The 21972-nt window shown below is 71.8% G+C and carries 20 protein-coding genes; 6 read left to right on the top strand and 14 right to left on the bottom strand.

The features are described 5' to 3' along the window. Nucleotides 1–12: 12 nt before the first annotated feature. The 3 genes from R9X44_RS29230 to R9X44_RS29220 all read right to left on the bottom strand — a co-directional run bounded on the left by R9X44_RS29230 (nucleotide 13) and on the right by R9X44_RS29220 (nucleotide 4186). On the bottom strand, nucleotides 13–1281 hold the full coding sequence (locus R9X44_RS29230) for a hypothetical protein (RefSeq protein ID WP_319817545.1): 1269 nt from the start codon (nucleotides 1279–1281) through the stop codon (nucleotides 13–15). A gap of 158 nt (nucleotides 1282–1439) precedes the next feature. Next, entirely contained in the window at nucleotides 1440–2087 is a 648-nt protein-coding gene (locus R9X44_RS29225) for a response regulator transcription factor (protein WP_319817544.1), read from the bottom strand. Continuing rightward, nucleotides 2087–4186 carry a sensor histidine kinase gene (locus R9X44_RS29220; protein ID WP_319817543.1) on the bottom strand — a complete coding sequence of 700 codons (2100 nt, stop codon included), beginning with the start codon at nucleotides 4184–4186 and terminating at the stop codon, nucleotides 2087–2089. The genes R9X44_RS29225 and R9X44_RS29220 overlap by 1 nt, the downstream gene beginning before the upstream one ends. A 202-nt stretch (nucleotides 4187–4388) precedes the next feature. On the opposite strand from R9X44_RS29220, the gene R9X44_RS29215 reads away from it, so the two are divergent. Then, a complete protein-coding gene (locus R9X44_RS29215) occupies nucleotides 4389–4553 on the top strand; it encodes a hypothetical protein (protein WP_319817542.1) in 165 nt (54 codons plus the stop codon). A gap of 39 nt (nucleotides 4554–4592) precedes the next feature. Here R9X44_RS29215 and R9X44_RS29210 read toward each other — a convergent pair whose 3' ends face one another. Together R9X44_RS29210 and R9X44_RS29205 are read right to left on the bottom strand one after the other, a co-directional pair. Further along, a complete protein-coding gene (locus tag R9X44_RS29210) occupies nucleotides 4593–6284 on the bottom strand; it encodes a collagen-binding domain-containing protein (RefSeq protein ID WP_319817541.1) in 1692 nt (563 codons plus the stop codon). Between the two features lie 64 nt (nucleotides 6285–6348). Further along, complete coding sequence (locus tag R9X44_RS29205) at nucleotides 6349–6981, bottom strand: helix-turn-helix domain-containing protein (RefSeq protein WP_319817540.1); 633 nt, start codon at nucleotides 6979–6981, stop codon at nucleotides 6349–6351. A gap of 129 nt (nucleotides 6982–7110) precedes the next feature. Here R9X44_RS29205 and R9X44_RS29200 point away from each other — a divergent pair, with 129 nt between their 5' ends. After that, complete coding sequence (locus R9X44_RS29200) at nucleotides 7111–8394, top strand: acyl-CoA dehydrogenase family protein (protein ID WP_319817539.1); 1284 nt, start codon at nucleotides 7111–7113, stop codon at nucleotides 8392–8394. 10 nt (nucleotides 8395–8404) lie between these two features. Next, a complete protein-coding gene (locus tag R9X44_RS29195; protein WP_319817538.1) occupies nucleotides 8405–9463 on the top strand; it encodes a phosphotransferase family protein in 1059 nt (352 codons plus the stop codon). A gap of 160 nt (nucleotides 9464–9623) precedes the next feature. On the opposite strand, the gene R9X44_RS29190 is transcribed toward R9X44_RS29195, so the two are convergent. Continuing rightward, complete coding sequence (locus R9X44_RS29190; protein ID WP_319817537.1) at nucleotides 9624–10775, bottom strand: CoA transferase; 1152 nt, start codon at nucleotides 10773–10775, stop codon at nucleotides 9624–9626. A 114-nt stretch (nucleotides 10776–10889) separates the two neighbouring features. Between R9X44_RS29190 and R9X44_RS29185 the strand changes: the two genes are divergently transcribed. Together R9X44_RS29185 and R9X44_RS29180 are read left to right on the top strand one after the other, a co-directional pair. Further along, nucleotides 10890–11798 (top strand): LysR family transcriptional regulator, encoded by a 909-nt coding sequence (locus R9X44_RS29185; protein ID WP_319817536.1) that lies wholly within the window; start codon nucleotides 10890–10892, stop codon nucleotides 11796–11798. Nucleotides 11799–11856: 58 nt separating this feature from the next. Next, nucleotides 11857–12153 (top strand): hypothetical protein, encoded by a 297-nt coding sequence (locus R9X44_RS29180; protein WP_319817535.1) that lies wholly within the window; start codon nucleotides 11857–11859, stop codon nucleotides 12151–12153. A 35-nt stretch (nucleotides 12154–12188) separates the two neighbouring features. On the opposite strand, the gene R9X44_RS29175 is transcribed toward R9X44_RS29180, so the two are convergent. Then, entirely contained in the window at nucleotides 12189–12728 is a 540-nt protein-coding gene (locus R9X44_RS29175; RefSeq protein ID WP_319817534.1) for a DoxX family membrane protein, read from the bottom strand. A 183-nt stretch (nucleotides 12729–12911) separates the two neighbouring features. On the opposite strand from R9X44_RS29175, the gene R9X44_RS29170 reads away from it, so the two are divergent. After that, the gene (locus R9X44_RS29170) at nucleotides 12912–13433 is read left to right on the top strand and encodes a DUF3592 domain-containing protein (RefSeq protein WP_319817533.1); all 522 of its coding nucleotides are present in this window, start codon (nucleotides 12912–12914) and stop codon (nucleotides 13431–13433) included. 61 nt (nucleotides 13434–13494) lie between these two features. On the opposite strand, the gene R9X44_RS29165 is transcribed toward R9X44_RS29170, so the two are convergent. The 7 genes from R9X44_RS29165 to R9X44_RS29135 form a co-directional block, all read right to left on the bottom strand. Continuing rightward, the gene (locus R9X44_RS29165; RefSeq protein ID WP_319817532.1) at nucleotides 13495–15555 is read right to left on the bottom strand and encodes a bifunctional aldolase/short-chain dehydrogenase; all 2061 of its coding nucleotides are present in this window, start codon (nucleotides 15553–15555) and stop codon (nucleotides 13495–13497) included. Between the two features lie 5 nt (nucleotides 15556–15560). Next, nucleotides 15561–16718 carry an L-rhamnose isomerase gene (gene rhaI / locus R9X44_RS29160; RefSeq protein WP_319817531.1) on the bottom strand — a complete coding sequence of 386 codons (1158 nt, stop codon included), beginning with the start codon at nucleotides 16716–16718 and terminating at the stop codon, nucleotides 15561–15563. Nucleotides 16719–16779: 61 nt separating this feature from the next. Next, nucleotides 16780–17103 (bottom strand): L-rhamnose mutarotase, encoded by a 324-nt coding sequence (locus R9X44_RS29155; protein WP_319817530.1) that lies wholly within the window; start codon nucleotides 17101–17103, stop codon nucleotides 16780–16782. Between the two features lie 65 nt (nucleotides 17104–17168). After that, entirely contained in the window at nucleotides 17169–18257 is a 1089-nt protein-coding gene (gene rhaS, locus R9X44_RS29150; protein WP_319817529.1) for a rhamnose ABC transporter substrate-binding protein, read from the bottom strand. A 74-nt stretch (nucleotides 18258–18331) separates the two neighbouring features. Beyond that, the gene (locus R9X44_RS29145; protein ID WP_319817528.1) at nucleotides 18332–19357 is read right to left on the bottom strand and encodes an ABC transporter permease; all 1026 of its coding nucleotides are present in this window, start codon (nucleotides 19355–19357) and stop codon (nucleotides 18332–18334) included. Next, complete coding sequence (locus R9X44_RS29140) at nucleotides 19347–20387, bottom strand: ABC transporter permease (RefSeq protein WP_319817527.1); 1041 nt, start codon at nucleotides 20385–20387, stop codon at nucleotides 19347–19349. The genes R9X44_RS29145 and R9X44_RS29140 overlap by 11 nt, the downstream gene beginning before the upstream one ends. Continuing rightward, complete coding sequence (locus R9X44_RS29135; RefSeq protein WP_319817526.1) at nucleotides 20384–21895, bottom strand: sugar ABC transporter ATP-binding protein; 1512 nt, start codon at nucleotides 21893–21895, stop codon at nucleotides 20384–20386. Before R9X44_RS29135 ends, R9X44_RS29140 begins: the two co-directional genes overlap by 4 nt. Between the last annotated feature and the right edge of the window lie 77 nt (nucleotides 21896–21972).

Here is a 21972-nt window from a genome sequence, read left to right as displayed (position 1 = left end):
TCCGCACACGGGTCAGGAGAAGGTGAGCGCGCCCGTCGTCGGGTTGCGGACGCACTTGACGGTCCTGGCGGCCGAGGCGACCGCGCCGGTCAGGCACTGCCCGAGGACGGTGTGGCCCGCCGCGTTCGGGTGCCAGGACTCCTGGCAGGTCTGGTAGTAGGTCACGCAGGCGCTGGCGATCCGCTGGATGTCGAGCTTGTCGAAGCCCGACAGGGTGGTGAGGAACGTGCCGGTCGGCCCGTCCTGGAGGCGGATCGGCGAGGCGAGCGCGTTGGCCGGGCTGCCGTTCTTCTCGCACAGCCGCGCCCCGTCGAACGCCTGCTGGACGTTCAGGTACCGCAGGTCGGCTGACGGAAATTCCGCGCTGAGCGTGGTGAACGCGCTCTGGACGAGCCCGCCGAGCCGGGTGGAGAACACGTGGCCCGGCGCGAGGCTCGCGCGGTGGATCGGACAGCCCGCCTGGTAGCGCTCGGAGCCGAGCGCGCGGAACTTGTCGCGGGTGTCGTCGCGCTTGTCGCCGATCGCGTCGGCCTCGGTGAGGTAGTCACTGGCGACGTCGAACGGCAGCGGGTTGGTGTAGTCCTGGAAGACGACGCGGTGCTGGCCGTCGGCGTCGACCTCGGCGAGGGTGGTGAGGAGCTGGCGCAGGGCGGCGGTGGTCTCGGTGGTGGCCGCGGCGATCTGCGCGGGGGTGGCGAGGTCGTCGTTGGTGCAGGGTTCCTGCGGGACCGGGCCGTTGATGTAGGCCCAGAACTCCCACCAGCCGGTCCAGGCGTCGGCGACGAACCGGTTCGCGCAAAGGATCGCCACGTCGCCGAAGGTGAAGGAGCTGTTGTTGGAGCCGAGGCCGACGAGCACCACGTCGATGTCGTCGGTCTGGGCGACAGTGCGGATCTGGTCGAGCTGCGCGGCGACGTTGCGGCCCTTGGGACGCGCGATCGACGGGTTGGCGAGGTCGGCGGGCCGTCCGCCGGAACACGCGAGGTTGTAGCGGTTCTGGATGCCGGGCAGCGTCGCCTTGTGGATCGAGGCGTTGGCCGACCTGTGGCAGAAGTAGGCGTTGGAGTTGGCCGCCGACCACCCGGGGAAGCCCTGCGAGACGCCGCCCGCGTCGGTGACGTTCTGGTAGTTCCCCGCGCCCTCGCCGCTGATGAAGCTGTCCCCGACGGCTATCGCGGCAGTCGGCAGGACGGCTCCCGCGCCCGTCCCCGGCACGATGCTGACCAAACCCGCCGCGAGGGCGAGCGCCGCCCCCGCGACGAGCCTTCGGAACCCGGACACCACCACCGTAAGTCACCCACAATCCCAGTAGGAAATCTCTGTAAATCGGATCTCAACATGAAGGAAGTTCACCGTCAAGATCCCTGGGACGGGGAGATCGCGGACGGGCACCGCAGCCCGCCGCCTTTACGCAGTAAGGTTGAGTCCGGGCCAGCCGGTCAGCGGCCGAAACCCGCCTGACGGGCCCGCACGATCGCCTGGGCGCGATCGGCGACCTGGAGCTTGGCGAAGATCGCCGACACGTTGTTGCGCACCGTCTTGGGCGACAGGTACAGCCGCTCGGCGATCTGCGGATTGGCAAGGCCCGCCGCGATCAGCTCGAGCACCTCGCGCTCGCGCGCGGTGAGCTGCGGGAACGGCTCCTCCTCCGGCGGCCGCGCGCCCGTCAGCAGCGCGAAGTACCGGGTGACCCGCGCGGCGAGCGCCGGGCCGAAGATCACCTCGCCGTGCGCGACCGCGGTGATCGCGCGCAGGATCTCGTCCTGGTCCGCGCCCTTCACCAGATAGCCGCGCGCGCCCGCGAGCATCGCGGAGAACACGCTTTCGTCGTCGTCGTGCATCGTCAGCGCCAGCACCGACGGCGCGCCCGCGACGGACACGACGCGGCGGGTCGCCTCGATCCCGTCGAGCACCGGCATCTGCAGGTCCATCACCACGACGTCCGGCGCGAGCTCGGCGGCCAGCGCGACGGCCTCGGCCCCGTCCCGCGCGGTCCCGACGACCTCGACCTCACCGGTCGAGGTGAGCATCAGGCGCAGGCCGTCGCGGTAGACCGGGTGGTCGTCGGCGATCAGCACCCGGGGCATCACGCCGCTCCCCCCACCGGGATGACCGCGCTCACCAGGGTCCCGCCGCCCGGACGCGGCGCGATCGCGCACCTGCCGCCCAGCTCCTCGGCGCGCTCGCGCATCGCCACGAGACCGACCCCGACCACCGCGCGTTCCGGCACCCCGCGTCCGTCGTCGCTGACCTCGACCCGCACCGCGCCCTCCTCGGACTCAAGTCTCACCGTGCACCTCTCCGCGCCCGAATGCCGCGCCACATTGCTGAGCGCCTCCCCCGTGATCCGGAACACCGCGACCTCCACGGCCGCGGGCAGCTCCGTCAGCTCTCCGCCGGTCACCACGCCGATCGCCAGCGCGCCCCCGGTGAACCGCGCGGCCTGCTGCTCGATCGCGCCGACGAGCCCGAACTGGTCGAGCGCGGGCGGGCGCAGGTCGTGCACGAGCCGCCGCACGTCGGTGAGGACCATCGCGAGGTCGCCGCCGACCTCGCCGAGCGTGCGGTCGGCGGCCTCGGCGTCGCGCCGCGCGAGGTTGCGCGCCGCCTGGATCTTCAGGCTCGCTGCCGCCAGCGCCGGGCCGAGCCCGTCGTGCAGGTCGCGGCGCAGCCTGCGCCGCTCCTCGGCGATGCCCTTCACCAGCTCCTCGCGGCTGCGCTGCAGCTCCTCGGTGAGCGCCGTCGCGCGCGCCGCGGCGGCGGCCTGGCGCACCACGTCGGCGAGCAGCCGCTGGTCGGCGTCCGACAGCGGCGAGCCGGCACGCGGCACGAGCGTCAGCCGGCCGATGGGGACGTCGCGGTAGGCGAACGGCAGCACCACCGCACCCGGCCTCGGCCTGCCCTCCTCCACCACGACGGTCGTGCCGTCCGGCCGGTCCAGCTCGACCCGCACATACGGCGAGCGGAACGCCGCGCCGACGCCCCGGGCCGTCTCCTCAAGCAGCTCGTCGGGACCCGGCGACTCCTCAAGCCGTCGGGCCAGCGCCGACACCACGTCATACGGTTCGGCGGGCCCGGCCAGCAGCCGCCGCACCAGGCGCTGGAGCCTGGTCCGCAGCGGCGCGTAGAGCACCGCGACGACGGCCGCCGCGAGCACGCCCGCGACCCTGTCCTCCACCAGCGCGCCGACGCCGACGAACACCGCGAGGTCGATCCCGATCACCGCCGCCGCCAGCGCCCCGTACAGCAGCGTCCAGCTGATCAGCAGGTCGACGTCGTACAGGCGGTAGCGGGTCACCGCGATCAGCACCGCCGACGCCAGCAGCGCGTTCTCCACGATGAACGACGCCTCGATGCCGAGCCCGACCCCGCCCTCGTCGGCGTAGGGCAGCGCGACGCGCAGCAGCATCGTGCCGACCATCGCCGCGACGGTCGCGGTCCCGGCCAGCAGCATCCACCGCAGCTGCGCGCGCAGCTCGGCGTCCGCGCCGCGGAACCGTCCGGCGAAGACCGCGACCCCGCCGACCAGGGACAGCGACGCGATCGCCAGGAACGCCGGCGAGCCGTAGGAGTCCCAGACGACCTGCGGGACGAACGGGGGCGTCAGCAGGTCGAGGTCGAACCTGTCCAGGTCAGTCCCGGGCGGGTCGTACTTGGAGTAGTCCGCCCAGGGCAGCATCAGGATCGTGGCGACCGTGCCGACCATTCCGGCGAGGGACGCCACCCCCAGCAGCCGCTGCCTTCCCTCGGGAAGCCGTCCGGTGGGGTAGAGCACGAGCAGCGCGGGGACCGTGATGTGGATGATCGGGCCGAACCTGCCGCCGACGAACACCGCGAGCCCCGTCAGCGGCAGCTCACCGCCCTCGGCGACCAGCGAGTACGAGGCGTACTCCGAGCCGAGCGCCGCCAGGACCGAGCTGCCGCCCGCGAGCACCAGCAGCCAGCCGAGCCACAGCCGGGGCACCCGCAGCGCCAGGAGCGTCCCGGGCAGGGCCAGGACGAGCCCGGACACGACCGAGCTCCAGTAGGGCCAGTCGAGCGCCCACGGGACGGGACCCGGCGGCACCGTCTCGGCGAGCCAGACCGTCGCCGCGCCGCCCGCCAGCGAAGCGCCGGCGGCGAGCACCGCGACACCGCGCAGCGCCCGGTCCGCCGCGCTCGGCGCGGACAGCCTCTCAGGGGACACGCCCCCAGCGTGCCAGCTCAACCGGCCCGCGCTCGCGGGAGCGGTGTCCCTTCCCGCCTGGGACAGCCGCCGCCCCGATGTCCCTTGCGGGAAGGGACCCGACGGGATCCCGTGCTCCCTGGCCGACCAGGACTCCCCTGGCCGATCATCGAGGGCGAGGAGTGGCGGCGGGACGCCCCCCGACCCGCGGAAGGAGCCGGGGATGACCGTCCGGGTGGAACGCAGCGAGGTCTATCCCGCCCCGCACGCGCGGGCCGGGGCGGTGTGCCGTCCGCCCGCGCCGCGCGGCGTCGGGAACGCGGTGCGGCTGTCGGAGCTGCTCGCCGGGCTGCCCTGCCTCGCCGTGCTGCTCGCGCTGCTGGCCTGAGCCGCGCGCCCGGGCGTGACGCGCGGCCCCTCGCTCAGGTCACTGACGCGGGTGCGACATGTGCCAGTGGCGCGGCTTCTTGTGCGGCTTGTGGTTCTTGTGCCAGTGCCCGCCGTGCTTCGGGCCGTTCCAGGGGCAGGGCCTGCCCTGGTCGTGCGGCTTGCCGTGCGGGTGGTGCCAGTGCGGCCGGTCCGGCTGCGGCCGCGAGTGGTCGCGGTTCCACACCCACACCTCGAGGCAGTCGCTGCCGCCCGGCCAGGTGACGGTGTTGCGGATCTCGCCCGCGCTCGTCGTGCGGACCCGGTAGGTGATCGTGACGGACTCGCCGGGTCCGAGCACGCCCGTCCAGGTCAGCGTCGGTGCCGCATAGTCGATCGTGCCCGTGGAGGCGGTCGGCGTCCCGATGAGCTCGGCGTGCTCGAGCACGTCGGTGAGGTCGTCGGTGAGCGTCGTCTCTACGTCGGCGCCGGTGGCGTTGGTCGCGGTGATGGTGAAGGTGATGCGGCCGCCGACGTCGGTGTGCCTGCGGTCGGCCTGCTTGTCGACGGTCAGGCCGCCGCGCGGGGGCGGGGTCGGCGAGACCGTCGGGGTCGGCGTCGGGGTGGTCGGCGTGGGCGTGGGCGTCGGGGTCGCCGCGCAGTCGAGGGTCGCCGCGAACGGGAAGTGGTGGAACTCGCCGCCGTTGGCGGTCTCCGACCCGTGCGTCAGCTCCCCGACGACGATGTCGCCCTCGATGTTGGAGGAGTTGAGGTCGACCAGGTGCGCGTTCGGCGCGTACAGGGTGCCTTCGAGGGAGTCGCCGCCGCCCTCGGGCATCGTGATGAGCGTCGCCGTCGGCAGGTTCCACAGGATGTAGGGGGCCTGGAGGCCGGACAGGTCGTCGGTCGCGACAGGCCAGGTGAACTCGTCGCCGACGCCGCCGGTGTCCACGTTGACCAGCAGCGGGGTGTCGGCCGACGGGAGCGGGTCGTAGGTGAGGTCGGCGATGTTCGCCAGGTTCTCCGCGGTGATGTTGAGGACGTTGGTGACGCCGGGGGTCAGCTCGATCCTGATGTCGCTGCCCGCGGGGACGGAGTCCTGGTCCGGGAGCGGGGTCCCGTTCCCGTCGCGCAAGATGACGTTGTTCTCGCACTCGGCGAGCTCGTCCGACGTGCTGCGGAACTGGTCGAACAGCGCGGCGAAGTCGAGGCCGGTCGGCGCGCCGACCGACGCGACCGGCTGCTGCACCGTCAGCTCGACGCGCGGCGTGCTGTTGTACTCCTCGCCGGACGCGACGACCTGGGTGTCGACCGACGCGTTGTTCTCGTCGGTGATGAGGACCGTCGCGTTCGACAGGTCGCCGACCTTGACGTACCTGTTCGACAGGACCTGCACGACCCCGCCCGGGTCGCTTCCGGCGAAGTCGACCTGGCCGCCGACGACGAGGGCGGTCGGCTGGGCGTCGCCGGGGAAGGTGAACCCGCCGGCCCCGGTGTTGCCGACGCGATAGCTGCCACCGATCGTGAGGTTCCCGCCGACGGCGAGGGTCCCCTCGTTCTCGTTGCTGGTGACCCGGGCGTCACCGGCCACGACGACGTTGAAGCCCTGGGCGCCGGCCAGCGGATCGACCGGCGCGTACGGCGCCGCCCCCGGGGCCGCGCCGGCGCCCGCGGCGATCCCGCCGACCGCCGCGGCGAGCGCGCCCGCGGCCGCGATGCCGATCGCGCCGCGGACGGAGAGTGTGATCTTCATCGTCCGATGATCACCCAGTGCGACGATCCGGGCAACCACCGTGATCACGGCACGCCGGAACGGGTCAGGATCTGGGCCGCTCGGCGGTGAGCCGCGCGGTCTCCGCCGACGGCGACGCCGTCAGCAGCGCCGCGACGAGGTCGACGGTGTGGCTGGTGAACAGCCGCTCGTCGGCGCGCGGCCCGTTCTGCGCGCGCCGTGCCAGCTCGGTGATGGTGAACCGGTAGGCGACGAACCTGCGGTGCAGCTGGAGCGAGGTCTCGTCGAGCAGCGGCGTGAGCAGGGCGCGCCAGCGGAAGAGGCTGTTCGCCGGGTCCTCCATCGCGGCCGGGTCGATCCAGGGGCGCGGCCGGTTGGCGAGGTCGGCGAGCAGCCGCAGGTAGGACGGGCCGCCGTCGGCGTCGGCGAGCTTCGCCGCGAGCGGCCGTACCAGCGCCCCGGCAAGCGCGCGCACGTCCGGCGTCCCGGCCGCCTCGTAAGCGTCGAGCAGGATGTTCCGCCGCGCCTCGACGCCGGGGCTGTGCTTGGCGAGGACCGCGCGGACCAGGCCGTCGCGGTCGCCGAAGTGGTAGTGCAGCGCCGTCGCGTTGCGCGCGCCGGAGCTGCGGACGATCTCGCGCAGGCTGACCGCGTCGACGCCCTGCTGCGCGAACAGCTCCTCGGCCGCGGTGATGAGCCGCTCCCTCGTGCCCTCCACCGGCCCTCCCCTGCGTCGGACTTCCGTACGTCGGGTTTCCATGCGTCCGACTTCCATGCGTTCGCATTGACCCTTAATGCAGACGTATTATACGTTCGCGGCGCCCAGCGAACCCCCTAGGAGGCGCCCATGTGGGACTTCTCGACCGACCCGGAGTTCCAGAAGAAGCTCGACTGGATGGACGCGTTCATCCGCGACGAGGTCGAACCGCTCGAACTCGTCTGGGGCGGCAAGGTCCACCAGGGCCTCAAGGGCGATCTGCGCCCGATCATCGAGCCGCTCAAGGACCGGGTGAAGGAACAGGGCCTGTGGGCCTGCCACCTCGGGCCGGAACTCGGCGGCCAGGGCTACGGCCAGCTCAAGCTCGCGCTGATGAACGAGCTGATCGGCCGCTCCCACCTCGCCTCCTTCGTCTTCGGCTGCCAGGCCCCCGACACCGGCAACGCCGAGATCATCGCGATGTTCGGCACCGACGAGCAGAAAGAGCGCTACCTCACCCCACTGCTTGACGGCCGCTGCTTCAGCGCGTTCAGCATGACGGAACAGACCGGCGGGGCCGACCCGCGCACGTTCCGGTGCGCGGCGTTCCCCGACGGCGACGGCTGGGTCATCCGCGGCGAGAAGTACTTCACGTCCAACGCCGACATCGCCGACTTCCTCATCGTCATGGCCGTCACCGACCCCGACGCCGACCCGCGCCGCCGCATGTCGATGTTCCTCGTGCCGACCGACACCCCCGGCATCGAGATCCTGCGCAACGTCGCGACCATGGGCGAGCGGTCCGGGCAGGGCCACCACGCGCACATCCGGTACGACGACGTCAGGGTCGGCGCGGACGCGCTGCTCGGCGAGCGCGGCGGCGCGTTCGCCGTCTCCCAGGCCAGGCTCGGCGGCGGCCGCATCCACCACGCGATGCGCACCGTCGCCGCCGTCAAGCTGGCGTTCGACATGATGTGCGAGCGCGCCCTCTCCCGCGAGGTCTACGGGGGCCGTCCGCTCGCCTCCAAGCAGCTCGTGCAGTCCTCGATCGCCGACTCCTACATCCAGATCCAGCAGTTCAGGCTGATGATCCTGCACACCGCGTGGCTCATCGACCAGTCCTCCACCAAGGAGGCGCGCACCCAGATCGCCGCGTGCAAGGTCGCGGCCGCGCGCGTCTTCCACGACGTCGTCTACAAGGCGATGCACCTGCACGGCGCGCTCGGTGTGTCGACCGACACCCCGCTGGCCAGGCTCTGGCAGCAGGCCCCGTTGATGGGCATCATGGACGGGCCCACCGAGGTGCACCAGAGCTCGATGGCCCGGCGGATCCTCGCCGACTACGAGCCTTCCCCGACCGACTGGCCGACCCAGTACCTGCCCGACCGGCGCGAAGCCGCGCGGGCCAAGTACGCCGGTCCGGCCCCGACCTGAGGCAGCCCACATGACCGTCCCGCCCGACCAGCAGCCGGACACCCCTCCGGACGCCGTCGACCTCGCCGTGCTCGCCTCCTGGATGGACGACCGGGGCCTGCCCCCCGGGTCCATCGAGGGGATCAAGAACCTGGGCGGCGGCACCCAGAACATCCTCATGCGGTTCCGGCGGGGCGGCGTCGACTACGTGCTGCGGCGCGGCCCCCGGCACCTGCGGCCGCGCACCAACGACGTGCTGCGCCGCGAGGCACGGGTGCTCACCGCCCTGGACGGCACAGGCGTACCCGCGCCGAGGGTGATCGCCGCCTGCGAGGACGAGAACGTCATGGGCGGCGCGGTCTTCTACCTGATGACCCCCGTCGACGGGTTCAACGCCACCACCTACCTGCCGGAACTCCACGCAGGGGACGCCGCGATCCGGCACCGGATGGGCATCGAGGCCGTCATCGCCCTGGCCAAGCTCGGCGCGGTCGACCACGAGGCGGTCGGGCTCGCCGGGTACGGCTCGCCCGAGGGGTTCCTGGAACGGCAGGTGCCGCGCTGGATGAGCGAGCTCGAGGGCTACGGCAAGCTCGACGGCTACCCGGGCCCGGAGATCCCCGGCCTCGAGCGGGTGGCGGCGTGGCTTGAGGACAACCGGCCCGCCGAGTGGAAGCCGGGCGTCATGCACGGCGACTACCACCTGGCGAACCTGATGTTCTCCCCCACCGGGCCCGAGGTCGCCGCGATCGTCGACTGGGAGATGTCAACGATCGGCGACCCGCTGCTCGACCTCGGCTGGCTGCTCGCCACCTGGCCGGTCGGCGACGCCGTCTCCATCGCCGGGCCGCTCGGCGCGGCGGGCGGCCTGGCCACCCGCGACGAGCTCATCGCCGCCTACGCCGAGCGCAGCACCCGCGCGCTCGACGCCGTCGACTGGTACGAGGTCCTCGCCTGCTTCAAGCTCGGCATCGTCCTGGAGGGCACCCACGCCCGCGCCTGCGCCGGCAAGGCCCCCAAGGACACCGGCGACCTCCTGCACGCCATGACCCTCGGCCTCTTCGACCGCGCCCACACCATCACCGGCTGACACCCGCACCGCCCCTCCGACCCCCGAGGGCCCGCGCGTTCCGGGCAGTTCCCGTAGGCCGGGACCACGGGCCTTGCGGCACGGCCCTCCGGCACGGGGGCGTAGCGCCGGGAACGCGGGCCCCGCCCGGGGCGGGGTCCGCGTTCGTGCCCCGTGCCCGTCAGTCGTCGGTGAGGAGGGCGAGGATGTCGGTGCGGTCGGCGTCGAGGTGGGGGGCGCGGGTGTGGGCGCGGGGGGTGAAGGAGGCGTAGCGGGCCGGGGTGCGCAGGGTGCGGACCGTGGCGTCGGCGTGGTCGAACTCCAGGGCGAGTTCGGCGGCGGCGAACTGGTCGGACTCGGCGGCCTGGCCGGTGTCGCGTACCTCGCCGGTGGTGAGGCGTGCCGCGTCGAAGCGGGCGATCCACTCGGCGGTCGTGCGCGACTTCAGGATCGACTGGAGGATCGGCACGAGCGTCGCCCGGTGCGCGACCCTGTCGCGCAGCGTCGCGAAAGCCGGGTCCTCGAGGCGGGAGTCGTCGAGTACGGCGAGAGCCGCCTTCCAGTGGTGCGGCATGTACGCGGCCAGCACCAGGGAGCCGTCGGCGGTCTCGTAGACCCCTGCGGGGGCGGTGATGGCGGGGAAGTTGCCGGTGCGGCGGGCCGTCCAGCCCGTCATCAGGTAGTCGGTGAAGTCGTGGGCGTGCAGATGGCAGCCGACGTCGAACAGCGACACCCGCACGATCTCGCCCCTGCCGTGCCGTTCCCTGCCGAGCAGCGCGGCGAGGACGGCCTGTGCCGCGACATGGCCGGTGGACACGTCGATCGGGACCGCGCCGAGCTTGGTCGGCGGCCCGTCCGGCTCGCCGGTGATCGACATCCAGCCCGTCTCGCCCTGCAACGACATGTCGACGCCGCCGCGCGTCGCGTTCGGGCCTCGTTCGCCGTACCCGGTGATCGAGGCGTACACCAGACGCGGGTTCCGCTCGGTCATCGCCTCCGCGCCGAGCCCGAGCCGGTCCATGACGCCGACGCGCGAGGACTCGATGAGCACGTCGGCGCGGTCCACGAGGTCGAGCGCGCGGGCGCGGTCGGCGGCGGCGGCGAGGTTGAGGACGATGGACTCCTTGTCGCGGTTGTAGGTCTCGAACATGCCGCCGAGATAGCCGCGCTTGGGGTTGGGGCCGAGCTGGCGCGCCGCGTCGCCCTGCGGCGGCTCGATCTTGACGACGCGCGCGCCGAGGTCGGCGAGGATCATCGCCGCGAGCGGGCCCGCGACGACCTGGGTGAAGTCGAGGACAAGAAATCCCTCTAGGGGCCTGCCGCCTGCGGTCATCGGCCGTCCTCCTGGGTGCGGGGTGGGGTGTGGGACGAGTCCAGCGCGCCGGGGCCGTCGGCGTCCAATACGGGTTCACGGCTGACCTATAGCGATCTCGTATACGCTCTGGTCATGGCGTCCGAGGCAGGTCTGCGGCTCAGTCTTTCGCGGGTCACGTGCTTCCTCGCGGTAGCCGAGCACGGCTCGTTCATCGAGGCGGCCGAGCGGCTGCGGCTCGCCCAGCCGTGGGTGTCCACCCAGGTGCGGCGGCTGGAACACGACCTCGGCGTCGTCCTGTTCGACAGGTCGCGCCGCCGCATCAGGCTCACCGACGACGGCGTCAGGCTGCTGCCCGCCGCGCGGCGGGTGGTCGAGGCGGCCCGCGACCTCGCCGCCGAGGCGCGGGCGCTGCGCGGCGCACACGACGGCCTGCGCGTCGGCGCACCCTTCTACACCACGCGCTATCCGGGCCGCCGCGACGTCGTCGCGCGGTTCGTCGCCGCGCACCCCGACGTCCCCCTGCACCTCGACTACCACTGGACGCCGCGCCTGCTCGACCTGCTGCGCGACGGCGAACTCGACCTGGCCTTCGCCTCCGATCCCTTCGACGCGGCGGGCCTGCGCACCCATGTGGTCGACCGGCTCGTCCGCGCGGTCTCCGCCCCCGAAGGCCACCCCCTGGCCGCCGAGACGGGCCCGCTCACGGCCGCCGACCTTGCGGGCCACCGCGTCGCCACGTTCGACCGCGCGCTGAACCCCGACCTGTACGACGCCCGCTACGCCGCGCTCAGCGACGCCGGAGCCGTCCTGGTCACCGCGCCCGAACCCATGCCCGACGCGCTCAGCGCCTTCGCCGCCGAACGCGGCATGCTCACCTACGGCGAGTTCCCCGGCCCGATGCCCGCGCGCTACCGGGGCACTGTCCTGCGCGCCCTCACCCCCGGCCCCGCCGCCGCGTGCCTGCGCCTGGTCATGCTGCCGCACCCGCCCAACCCTGCCGCCGACCTGTTCTGGACCGAGGCCACCGCGCCGCAGCCCTGAGGCACGGCTTTCGTCCGGGGTCTTCCCCAAAGGAGGGCGCAGGGCCGATGCTGCCCTGATGGGACGAGGACGTGATCTGTGGCGGCTGCTGCTCGGCGCACTGCGCATGCGCCGCGACATCGGGCTGCTCGACGAGATCGACGCGGTACTGCACGAGGCGAGGACCGAGCTCGACGCGCTCGCCGACGACCTCCCCGGACTCGCGGACGAGCGTGCCGCGCTCGTCAACGAGCTGGAGCAGTACCGGGCGCTCGATCTCAACCTCGGCGGCGAGTTCGAGGAGCTGCGCGACCGTGCCCTCCTCCTGCTGGCCAAAGTGCGGATGGCCAACGGACGGCCCGCCGGAGACGCGTGACGGCCCGGGCCGGGGCCCGGGCCTTGCGGAGCCGTTCAGCGGAGGAACGGCCGTTGGCGGACCAGGGGGAGGCGGGCCCAGGCGCGGCCGAGGCCGAGGGTGTCCCCCGCGTTGGTGAGGGCGAGTCCGACGAGGACGAGGGCGTAGACGATGTGGTCGTCCATGAACGGGTTGTTCGCCGGGGGCAGCACCGCGGTCCACATCATGACGAGCATGACGGCCCCGGCCGCCGCGGCGGGGCGCAGCGCGACCCCGAGCAGAAGCGCCGCCCCGACGCCGAGGAGTCCCAGCATGAACAGCCAGTCGATGACGGCGTGCCCGGCCAGGCCCTGGTAGAAGCCCTGGAAGGGGCCTTCGGCGGCGTGCGCGAGGAACCCTTCGGTCGGGCTGCCCCCGTTCACCCATGCGGCGTCGCGCGCGGTCTCGTGGCCGAGGCCGAAGGTCTTGTCGAGGAAGGCCCACAGGAAGATCCAGCCGAGGGCGAGCCGGACGGCGGCCCAGACGAGCCGGACCCGCCCGTCGGCCGTGGGGGTCGGGGGGACGGTGTGCCGGACTCGGTCGGTCGGGGGGTTCATCACGCCTCCTAGGGCGCCGCTGACTGCTGTCACCCACGAACCTGCCCGGCGCGCGCGGCCCTCCCACGGACCGAGGGTCACCTCGACGCGGGACCGAGGTCCCTAAGGTCCGGAATCCACCGGGACACCGGTCCCTGGAAGACGTGCGGGGCGACGCTTAGCGTGCGGGGGATTTGGTCATCCATGGAGGTCGGTGCGGTGTTCTTCGAGATCATTCTTGTGCTGCTGAGCGTCGTGGTGCTCGGCGCGCTGCTGGTGAGCGCGGGATACGCCGCGATCGAGGCGGTGACGCGCGCGGGCCGCGCCGGCGCGGTCGGCCAGACGTCGGCCGAGGTCATCGAGTGCGCGCCCACTCCCCCGGACGTCGCACTCGACGCGCCCTACCGGGCCCGCATCCGGTTCCAGACGGTCCACGGGGCCGAGGTCGAGACCGTCGCGGGGCAGGAGGCCCCCGTGGCCCCCGCCACGTCGGTCCTGGTGCGCTACCGCCGCGCCGACCCGCGCGAGATCGTCCCCGACCACGCCTTCACCGGCGCGCGCTCCTACGCGTGGACCGCGCTGTTCCTGCTGGTGCTCGCCCTGCTGGGCTTCCAGCAGCTGCACGTTGAGGTGCTGGAGACCGTCACCGGATGGTTCGGCACGACGCCGCCGGACTGGCGGTGGCTGAACTGGCTCGACTTCGCCTGGCTCGGCGGCGAGCACTGAGACCCGGTAACGGGCCCGCGCCCGGCCCCCCATAGGCCGGGCGCGGGAGTACCGCAAGGCGTCAGCGCAGGAACGCCGCCGCGACCCCGGCGTCCACGGGGATGTGGAGGCCGGTGGTGTGGGTGAGGTCGCCGCCGGTGAGGGCGAAGACCGCGTTCGCGACGTGCTCGGGCAGCACCTCGCGCTTGAGCAGGGTCCGCTGGGCGTAGAACTCGCCGAGCTTCTCCTCGTCCACGCCGTAGACCGCCGCGCGCTTCGCGCCCCAGCCGCCGGCGAAGATGCCCGAGCCGCGCACGACGCCGTCGGGGTTGATCCCGTTGACGCGCACGCCGTGCTCGCCCAGCTCGGCCGCCAGCAGCCTGACCTGGTGCGCCTGGTCGGCCTTGGTCGCGGAGTAGGCGATGTTGTTCGGCCCCGCGAAGATCGAGTTCTTCGAGGAGATGTAGACGATGTCGCCGCCCATCGCCTGGTCGATCATGATCCGGGCGGCCTCGCGGGACACGAGGAACGAGCCGCGCGCCATCACGTTGTGCTGCAGGTCCCAGTCCGCGACGGTCGTGTCGAGCAGCGGCTTGGACAGTGACAGGCCCGCGTTGTTGACGATCAGGTCGACGCCGCCGAAGGCGAGGACCGCCTTGGCAAGGCCCGCCTTGATGTCGTCCTCGCTGGTGACGTCGGCGGCGACCGCGATGGCCACGTCCGACGCCTGGAGCGCACCCGCGCCGAGTTCGGCGGCGACCTTCTCGGCCGCGGCCAGGTCGCGGTCGGCGACGACGACGCACGCGCCCTCGTCGGCAAGGCGGCGCGCGGTGGCCGCGCCGATGCCGGAGCCGCCGCCGGTCACGAACGCCACGCGGGTGGCGAGCGGCTTGGGCTTGGGCATCCGCTGGAGCTTGGCCTCCTCAAGGGACCAGTACTCGATGCGGAACTTCTCCGACTCGTCGATCGGCGCGTACGTCGAGACCGACTCCGCGCCGCGCATGACGTTGATGGCGTTGACGTAGAACTCGCCCGCGACGCGCGCGGTCTGCTTGTTCGCGCCGAAGGAGAACATGCCGACGCCCGGCACGAGGACGATCGCGGGGTCCGCGCCGCGCATCGCCGGGGAGTCGGCGACCTTGTTGCGCTCGTAGTAGGCGGCGTAGGCGTCGCGGTAGTCGGCGTGCAGCTCCGTCAGGCGCGCCTTGACCTCGTCCAGCGGCGCGTTCGGCGGCAGGTCGAGGACCATCGGCGACACCTTGGTGCGCAGGAAGTGGTCAGGGCACGAGGTGCCGAGCGCGGCGAGGCGCGGGTGCTCGGCGCGCGCGACGAAGTCGAGGACGACGTCTGCGTCGGTGAAGTGCCCGACCTGCGGACGGTCGGTGGAGGCGAGGCCCCGGATGAGCGGGAACAGCTCGGCCGCGCGGGCCCGCCGCTCCTCCTCGGGCAGCGGCTCGTACCCGGCGATGACCGGGCCGAACGGCTCTGGCCTGCCGTGCTCGGCGAGGAAGGACTCCGCGGTGCGGATGATCTCCAGGGAGTTCGCCTGGCACTCCGCGGAGGTCTCGCCCCACGCGGTGATGCCGTGGCCGCCCAGGATCACGCCGATCGCCTGCGGGTTCGCCGCCTTGATCGCCGCGATGTCCAGCCCCAACTGGAATCCCGGGCGCCGCCACGGCACCCACGCCACCCGATCCCCGAAGATCCTCCGGGTCAGTTCCTCCCCCTCGGCGGCGGTCGCGATGGCGATGCCGCTGTCCGGGTGGAGGTGGTCGACATGCGCCGCCTCGACAAGGCCGTGCATGGCCGTGTCGATCGACGGGGCAGCGCCGCCCTTGCCGTGCGCGCAGAAGTCGAACGCGGCGACCATCTCGTCCTCGCGCTCGACGCCCGGGTAGACGTCAACGAGGGCGCGCAGCCGGTCGAGCCGCAGCACGGCGAGGCCGGACGCCTTCAGCGTGCCGAGGTCGCCGCCGGAGCCCTTGACCCACATCAGGTCGACGGGCTCGCCGGTGACCGGGTCGGTCTCGACGCCCTTGGCCGAGGCGTTGCCGCCCGCGTAGTTGGTGTTGCGCGGGTCTGCGCCCAGCTCGTGGCAGCGGTTCAGCAGGTCTTCGACGACGGTGTTCACAACATCGCTCATGTGATTCAGGCCCCCCAGCCGGCCTGGTTGCCGCCGACACGCTCGGCGGAGATCTTCTCGAGGTAACCGGACGCCTTGTAGGCGGCGATCGGGTCACCCGCCAGGCCCTTGGCCGCACGCCACTCGGCGAGCAGCGGACGGACGTCGGTGTTGTAGGCGTCCATGAGGACGCCGTTCGCGGCGAGCACGTCGCCGGAGTCCTGGGCCGCCTTCAGCGCGGCGGTGTCGACCAGGAGCGCCTTGGCGGTCGCCTCCTGCGCGTTCATGACCGAGCGGATCTGGCCCTGGACCTTCGGCTCGATGTTGTGGCACTGGTCGAGCATGAACGCGACCTCGGAGTCGGCCGCCAGGCCGCCGCCGCGCAGCACCTCGTGCATGATGCGGAAGAGCTGGAACGGGTCGGCCGCGCCGACCATCAGGTCGTCGTCGGCGTAGAAGCGCGAGTTGAAGTCGAACGCGCCGAGCCGGCCGATGCGCAGCAGCTGGGCGACGATGAACTCGATGTTCGTGCCCGGCGCGTGGTGGCCGGTGTCGACGCACACCACGGCCTTCGGGCCGAGCGCGAGGCAGTGCAGCAGCGAGGTGCCCCAGTCGGGCACGTCGGTGGCGTAGAACGCGGGCTCGAAGAACTTGTACTCGAGCTGGAGGCGCTGGTCGTCGCCGAGGCGCGCGTAGACCTCCTGGAGCGCCTCGCCAAGGCGCTCCTGACGGGTCCGCAGGTCGTCCTGGCCCGGGTAGTTGGTGCCGTCGGAGAACCACAGCTTCAGGTCTCGCGAGCCGGTGGCGTCCATGACGTCCACGCACTCAAGCAGGTGGTCGATGGCCTTGCGGCGGACGCGCGGGTCGGGGTTGGTGACCGAGCCGAGCATGTAGTCGTCGTCCTGGAAGACGTTGGCGTTGATCGTCCCCAGCTTCACGCCGAGGCTTTCGGCGTGCTCGCGCAGCTTGCCGTAGTCCTCGACCTTGTCCCACGGGATGTGCAGGGCGACGGTCGGGGCCGCGCCGGTGAACGCGTGGACCTGGGCTGCGTCGGCGACCTTCTCGAACGGGTCGCGCGGGACCCCCGCCTGCGCGAACACCTTGAAGCGGGTGCCTGAATTGCCGTACGCCCACGACGGCGTCTCGATGGCCAGGCGGTCGAGCCCGGCGCTGAAATCAGTCATCTTTCCCATCCCCGAATCACTGCTGGTTCTCAAGTCAAAGCTCGTTCGTCGCAAAAGGGGGTCACGCGAGGTGGAAGACCTCGGTCAGCGGCCTGATCCCCGCGTCGGGGGCCGCGCCGTCGAGGTCCTCGAAGAACTCGGCCATCTCGGCCTGCCAACGGGCGTTCACGGCCGTGGCGTCCATGCCGGCGAGGGCGGCGTCGAAGTCGTCGGTCTCCAGGTAGCCGACGAGCAGGCCGTCGTCCTCGCGCAGGAAGAGCGAGTAGTTGCGCCAGCCTGTGTCGCGCAGCGCGGCCTGCATCTCGGGCCACACCGCCGCGTGGCGTTCCTTGTACTCGGCCATGCGGTCCTTGCGCACCTTGAGCAGGAAGCACACACGTCGCATCTTCGTCGGGCCTTTCTCGTCTCGGAGGGGCGGGCGGCCCTCCGGGGAGGGCCGCCCGGACGGGCTCAGAAGTCGAACTCGTCGATGTTGCTCTTGTCGAAGGTGAACGGCTCGCCGAGGATGATCTCCCCGTTCGCGCCGATGGTCCGCTCGCCGAGCTTGCCGGCCTTGAGGACCTCGCCCTCCGCGCCGGTGATCTGGCCGGAGGCCAGGGCGGCGGCGGCGTAGGACGCCAGGTAGCCCAGGTCGTTCGGGTTCCACAGGGCGAACTTGGCGACGGTGCCTTCCTTGACGTACTTGCGCATCTGGTTCGGGGTGCCGAGACCGGTCAGCACGACCTTGCCCTTGTACTGCGAGGACGAGATGTAGCGGGCGGCCGCCGCGATGCCGACGGTGGTCGGCGAGATGATGCCCTTGAGGTTCGGGTACGCCTGGAGCAGGCCCTGGGTCTGCTGGAAGGACTTCTGGTCGTCGTCGTCGCCGTAGGCGGTCTTGACCAGCTTGATCTTGCTGTACTCGGGCTTCTTGAGTTCGTCCTTCATGAACTCGATCCAGGTGTTCTGGTTCGTGGCGTTCGCGGTCGCCGACAGGATCGCGATCTCGCCCTCGCCGCCGATCTGCTCCGACAGCAGCTTCACCTGGGAGCGGCCGATCTCCTCGGAGCTGGCCTGGTTGATGAAGATGTCGCGGCAGTCCGGGTTGGTGTCGGAGTCGTACGCGATGACCTTGACGCCCTTGTCACGCGCGGACTTGAGCGGGCCGCAGACGGCGTTGGCGTCGTTGGCCGCGATCAGGATCGCGTCGTGGCCCTGCTGGACGAGGGTGTTGATGTAGGAGACCTGGGAGGACGCGGAGGCGTCGGACGGGCCGACCTCCTTGGCCTGGCCCTTGAACTCCTTGGCCGCCTCGATGCCCGCGTGGTCGACGATCGTCTCGTACGGGTTGTTGATCTGCTTGGGCAGGAAGGCGATCTTCAGGCCCTCCTTGATCTTGGCGTTGGGGTCGGCGGTGGCCGCCGCGCCGCTGCCGGAGCCCGAGTCGTTCTTCGCCGAGTCCTTCGTCGTGCCGCCGCCACAGGCGACGAGGCTGACCGCGAGGACTCCGGCGGTCGCGATCGACAGCGCGCTGCGCACGCCGCGGAGGGGTGTGATCACTTTGAGTGCCTTTCCAAGGGGTGGAGGGGGTGGTGCGAAGCCGGACGGCTCGCAGGGGATGGGTGGTCCAGGGGTCAGGTCGAGGCCGGGGCGGCGGCCTGTGCGGCCGCCCGCCTTCGCGCTCGTCCTTCGCGGTACAGGACCGCGAGGCGCGGCGCGAGGACGGAGATCACCAGCAGCAGGCCGGTGACGATGGCCTGGACCTCGGTGGAGACGTCGTCGAGCATGAGGAGGTTGCGCAGGACCCCGATGAGGAGGACGCCCGCGATGACGCCGCCGAGGGTGCCCTTGCCGCCGTCGAAGTCGACGCCGCCGAGCAGGACCGCGGCGATGACGCTCATCTCGAGGCCCGCGCCGTTGTCGGCGCGGGCGCTGCCGTAGCGCAGGGTGAACAGGATGCCCGCGAAGGCCGCGACGACGCCGGTGACGACGAAGAGGATCAGCTTGATCCGCTTCACCCGGACGCCGGCGAAGAACGCGGCGTCCTCGGAGTTGCCGATGGCGAACAGGCTGCGGCCGAGGCCGGTGGCGTGCAGGAGCAGTCCGGTGATGATCGCCAGGACGACGAACAGCGCGACCGAGTAGGGGATCGCGGTGCCCGGCACGGTGTCGGTGGCCCACTGGGAGTAGACCTGCGGGAACTCCGAGACCGCCTCGGTGCCGAGGACGACGTAGGCGAGGCCCCGGTAGAGGGTCATCGTGCCGATGGTGACGGCGAGGGACGGCAGGCCGAGCCGGGTGACGAGCAGCCCGTTGACGAGTCCGCAGACCGCCCCGATGACCAGGACGAACGGGACGATCGTCTCGAACGTCCAGCCCGCGTTCCACAGATAACCGGTGAGCGCGCTCGACAGGCCGAGGACCGAGGCGACCGACAGGTCGACCTCGCCGCAGACGACGAGCAGGGTCATCGGCAGCGCGATCAGGGCGATCTCGGCGAGGTCGCTGAGCGCGAACGCGATGTTGTCGGAGTTGCCGAAGTTCTCGTTCGTGCCCATGCCCACGAGGAAGACCGCGAGCAGCATGACGCCGACGAGGACGTCCCAGCGGAGGATCTTGCCCAGCGCGGGGGCGCGGCGGGCGGTGAGGTCAGGAGCCATGGTGTGCGGCACTCCTCTTGCGCAGGGTACGGGCGACGCGCAGCGAGACCAGCCGGTCGGCGCTGATCGCCAGCAGCAGCAGGAGGCCGGTCAGGGCGTCCTGCCAGAACGAGTTGACCTTCAGCACCACAAGGACGCTGCCGATCGTGGTGAGCAGCAGCGCGCCGAGCGCCGCGCCCCAGACCGTGCCGACGCCGCCGACGATCGCGACGCCGCCGACCACGACGGCGCTGACGACGGTCAGCTCCCAGCCCGCGGCGTTGTCGGCCACGACCGTGCCGAACCGGGCGAGCCACAGCACGCCGGCGACTCCGGCGAGCAGGCCGTTCACCACGTAGGCGGTGAGGACGCGCTTGCTGATCGGGACGCCGGCCAGGCGCGCGGCCTCGGGGTTGGAGCCGATCGCGTAGAACTCGCGGCCTGACGGGTAGGCCCGCAGGTAGTACCCGACGACGAACATGATCGCGACGGCGATGACCGGCAGGTAGGGCACGCCGAGGAACCCGCCGCTGCCGAGGTCCAGCAGGCCCTGCGGGACGTTCGCCGCGTTGATCTGCTGGCCTTCGGCGATGTAGTAGTCGATGCCCTTGATCACGTACAGCATGCCGAGGGTGACCACGAGGGCCGGGACCCGGCAGAAGCTGACGAGCAGGCCGTTGATCAGCCCGCAGACCGTGCCGATGACGAGGCCGACGACGATCGCGAGCGTCAGGGAGTGCCCGTCGGTGACGAGCTTTCCGGTGACGAACGCGACGAGCCCGACGACCGAGCCGACCGAAAGGTCGATGTTGCGGGTGATCACCACGAGGGTCTGGCCGACCGCGAGGAGCGTCAGGATCGAGGCGTTGAGGAAGATGTCCTCGACGCCCTGGGCCGACAGGAACCTCGGGTTCGCGATCGTGGTGGCCACGACGAGGAGGATGAGCCCGGCGGCGATGGTCAGCTCGCGGGCGCGCAGCACCTTGTCGAAGAGGCCGTCCTTGTCCCTGACGGGCGCGGGCGGCGCGGGGGCCGTGCTCACGGCGGTCATGCGGCCTCCTTGCCGGGGCGGCCTGTCGCGGCCGACATGATGGACTCCTCGGTCGCCGCGGCGCGCGGGATCTCTGCGGTGATCCGGCCCTCGTGCATGACGAGGACGCGGTCGGCCATGCCGATGACCTCGGGCAGGTCCGAGGAGATCATGAGGACGGCGAGGCCCTGGGCGGCCAGCTCCGACAGGAGCCGGTGCACCTCGGCCTTGGTGCCGACGTCGATGCCCCGGGTGGGCTCGTCCACGATGAGGACCGACGGGTCGGTCGCCAGCCACTTGGCGAGGACGACCTTCTGCTGGTTGCCCCCGGACAGGACCCCGACGTGGTCGGTGGCCTTGCCGTACTTGAGCTGGAGGCGGACCGCCCAGTCGGCGGCGTTGGCGTGCTCGGCGGCCCGGGAGATGAAGGGGCCCTTGCTGAGCGCCTTCAGCCGGGTGAGGCCGAGGTTCCGCTCGATCGACATCTCCATGACCAGGCCCTGCTGGCGGCGGTCCTCGGGGACCAGCGCCACGCCCGCGGCCATCGCGGCGGTCGGGCTCGAGTTCTTGAGCGGGCTGCCGGCGACCTCGACGCTCCCGGCGTCCCAGCGGTCGATCCCGAAGATCGCGCGGGCGACCTCGGTGCGACCGGCTCCGACGAGACCGGCGAGGGCGACGATCTCGCCGCGCCTGACCTCGAAGGACACGTCGGTGAAGGTGCCCTCGCGGGTGAGCCGGGAGACCTTCAGGGCGACCTCGCCCGGGGTGACGTCCTGCTTGGGGTAGAGCTCGTCGAGGTCGCGGCCGACCATCCGGTTGACCAGCTTGTCCTCGTCGAGCTCCTCGATCCGCTCGCTGGCGATCCACGCGCCGTCCCGCAGGGTGGTGACCCGCTGGCAGATCAGGAAGATCTCCTCGAGGCGGTGCGAGATGAACAGCAGGGCGCAGCCCTGTGCCTTCAGCGCTTCCACGACGTTGAACAGCCGTGCCGTCTCCTGGCCGGTGAGGGCCGCGGTGGGCTCGTCCATGATCAGGACCTTGGCGTCCCGCGAGATGGCCTTGGCGATCTCCACGACCTGCTGGTCGGCGATCGACAGGCCCTTGGCGGGGCGGCGCGGGTCGAGCGCGACGCCGAGGCGGCGGAACAGCTCCGCGGCCTTGGCGTGCATGGTCTTGCGGTCGATCCTGCCGAGCGCCGAGCGGGGCTGGCGGCCCATGAAGATGTTCTCCGCGACCGACAGGTCGGGGAACAGGGTGGGCTCCTGGTAGATCACCGCGACGCCGGCGCGCTGGGCGTCGGCGGGGCTGTTGAAGACCACCGGCTCGCCGCCCAGGAGGATGCGGCCGGAGTCCGGGCGGTGCACGCCCGCGAACGTCTTCACCAGGGTCGACTTGCCCGCGCCGTTCTCACCGGCGAGCGCGTGGACCTCGCCCGCGTACAGCTCGAGGCGGACGCCCCTGAGCGCGCGCACGGCGCCGAACGACTTGCTCACGTCGACCAGCGCCAGCACGGGTGCCTGTTCGCTCACCTGCCGCCTCCTGATCTCATAGCGGGTTCCTTCGTACGAAAATCGTTTTAATGCTGTGGTGCGGGTTGACGGTAGAT

Origin of the sequence: Actinocorallia sp. A-T 12471, from assembly GCF_033875155.1 — a bacterium.
GTDB lineage: Bacteria > Actinomycetota > Actinomycetes > Streptosporangiales > Streptosporangiaceae > Actinocorallia.
Note: the sequence above shows the minus strand (reverse complement) of the source record. Positions and strands in the feature narration are given on the sequence as shown.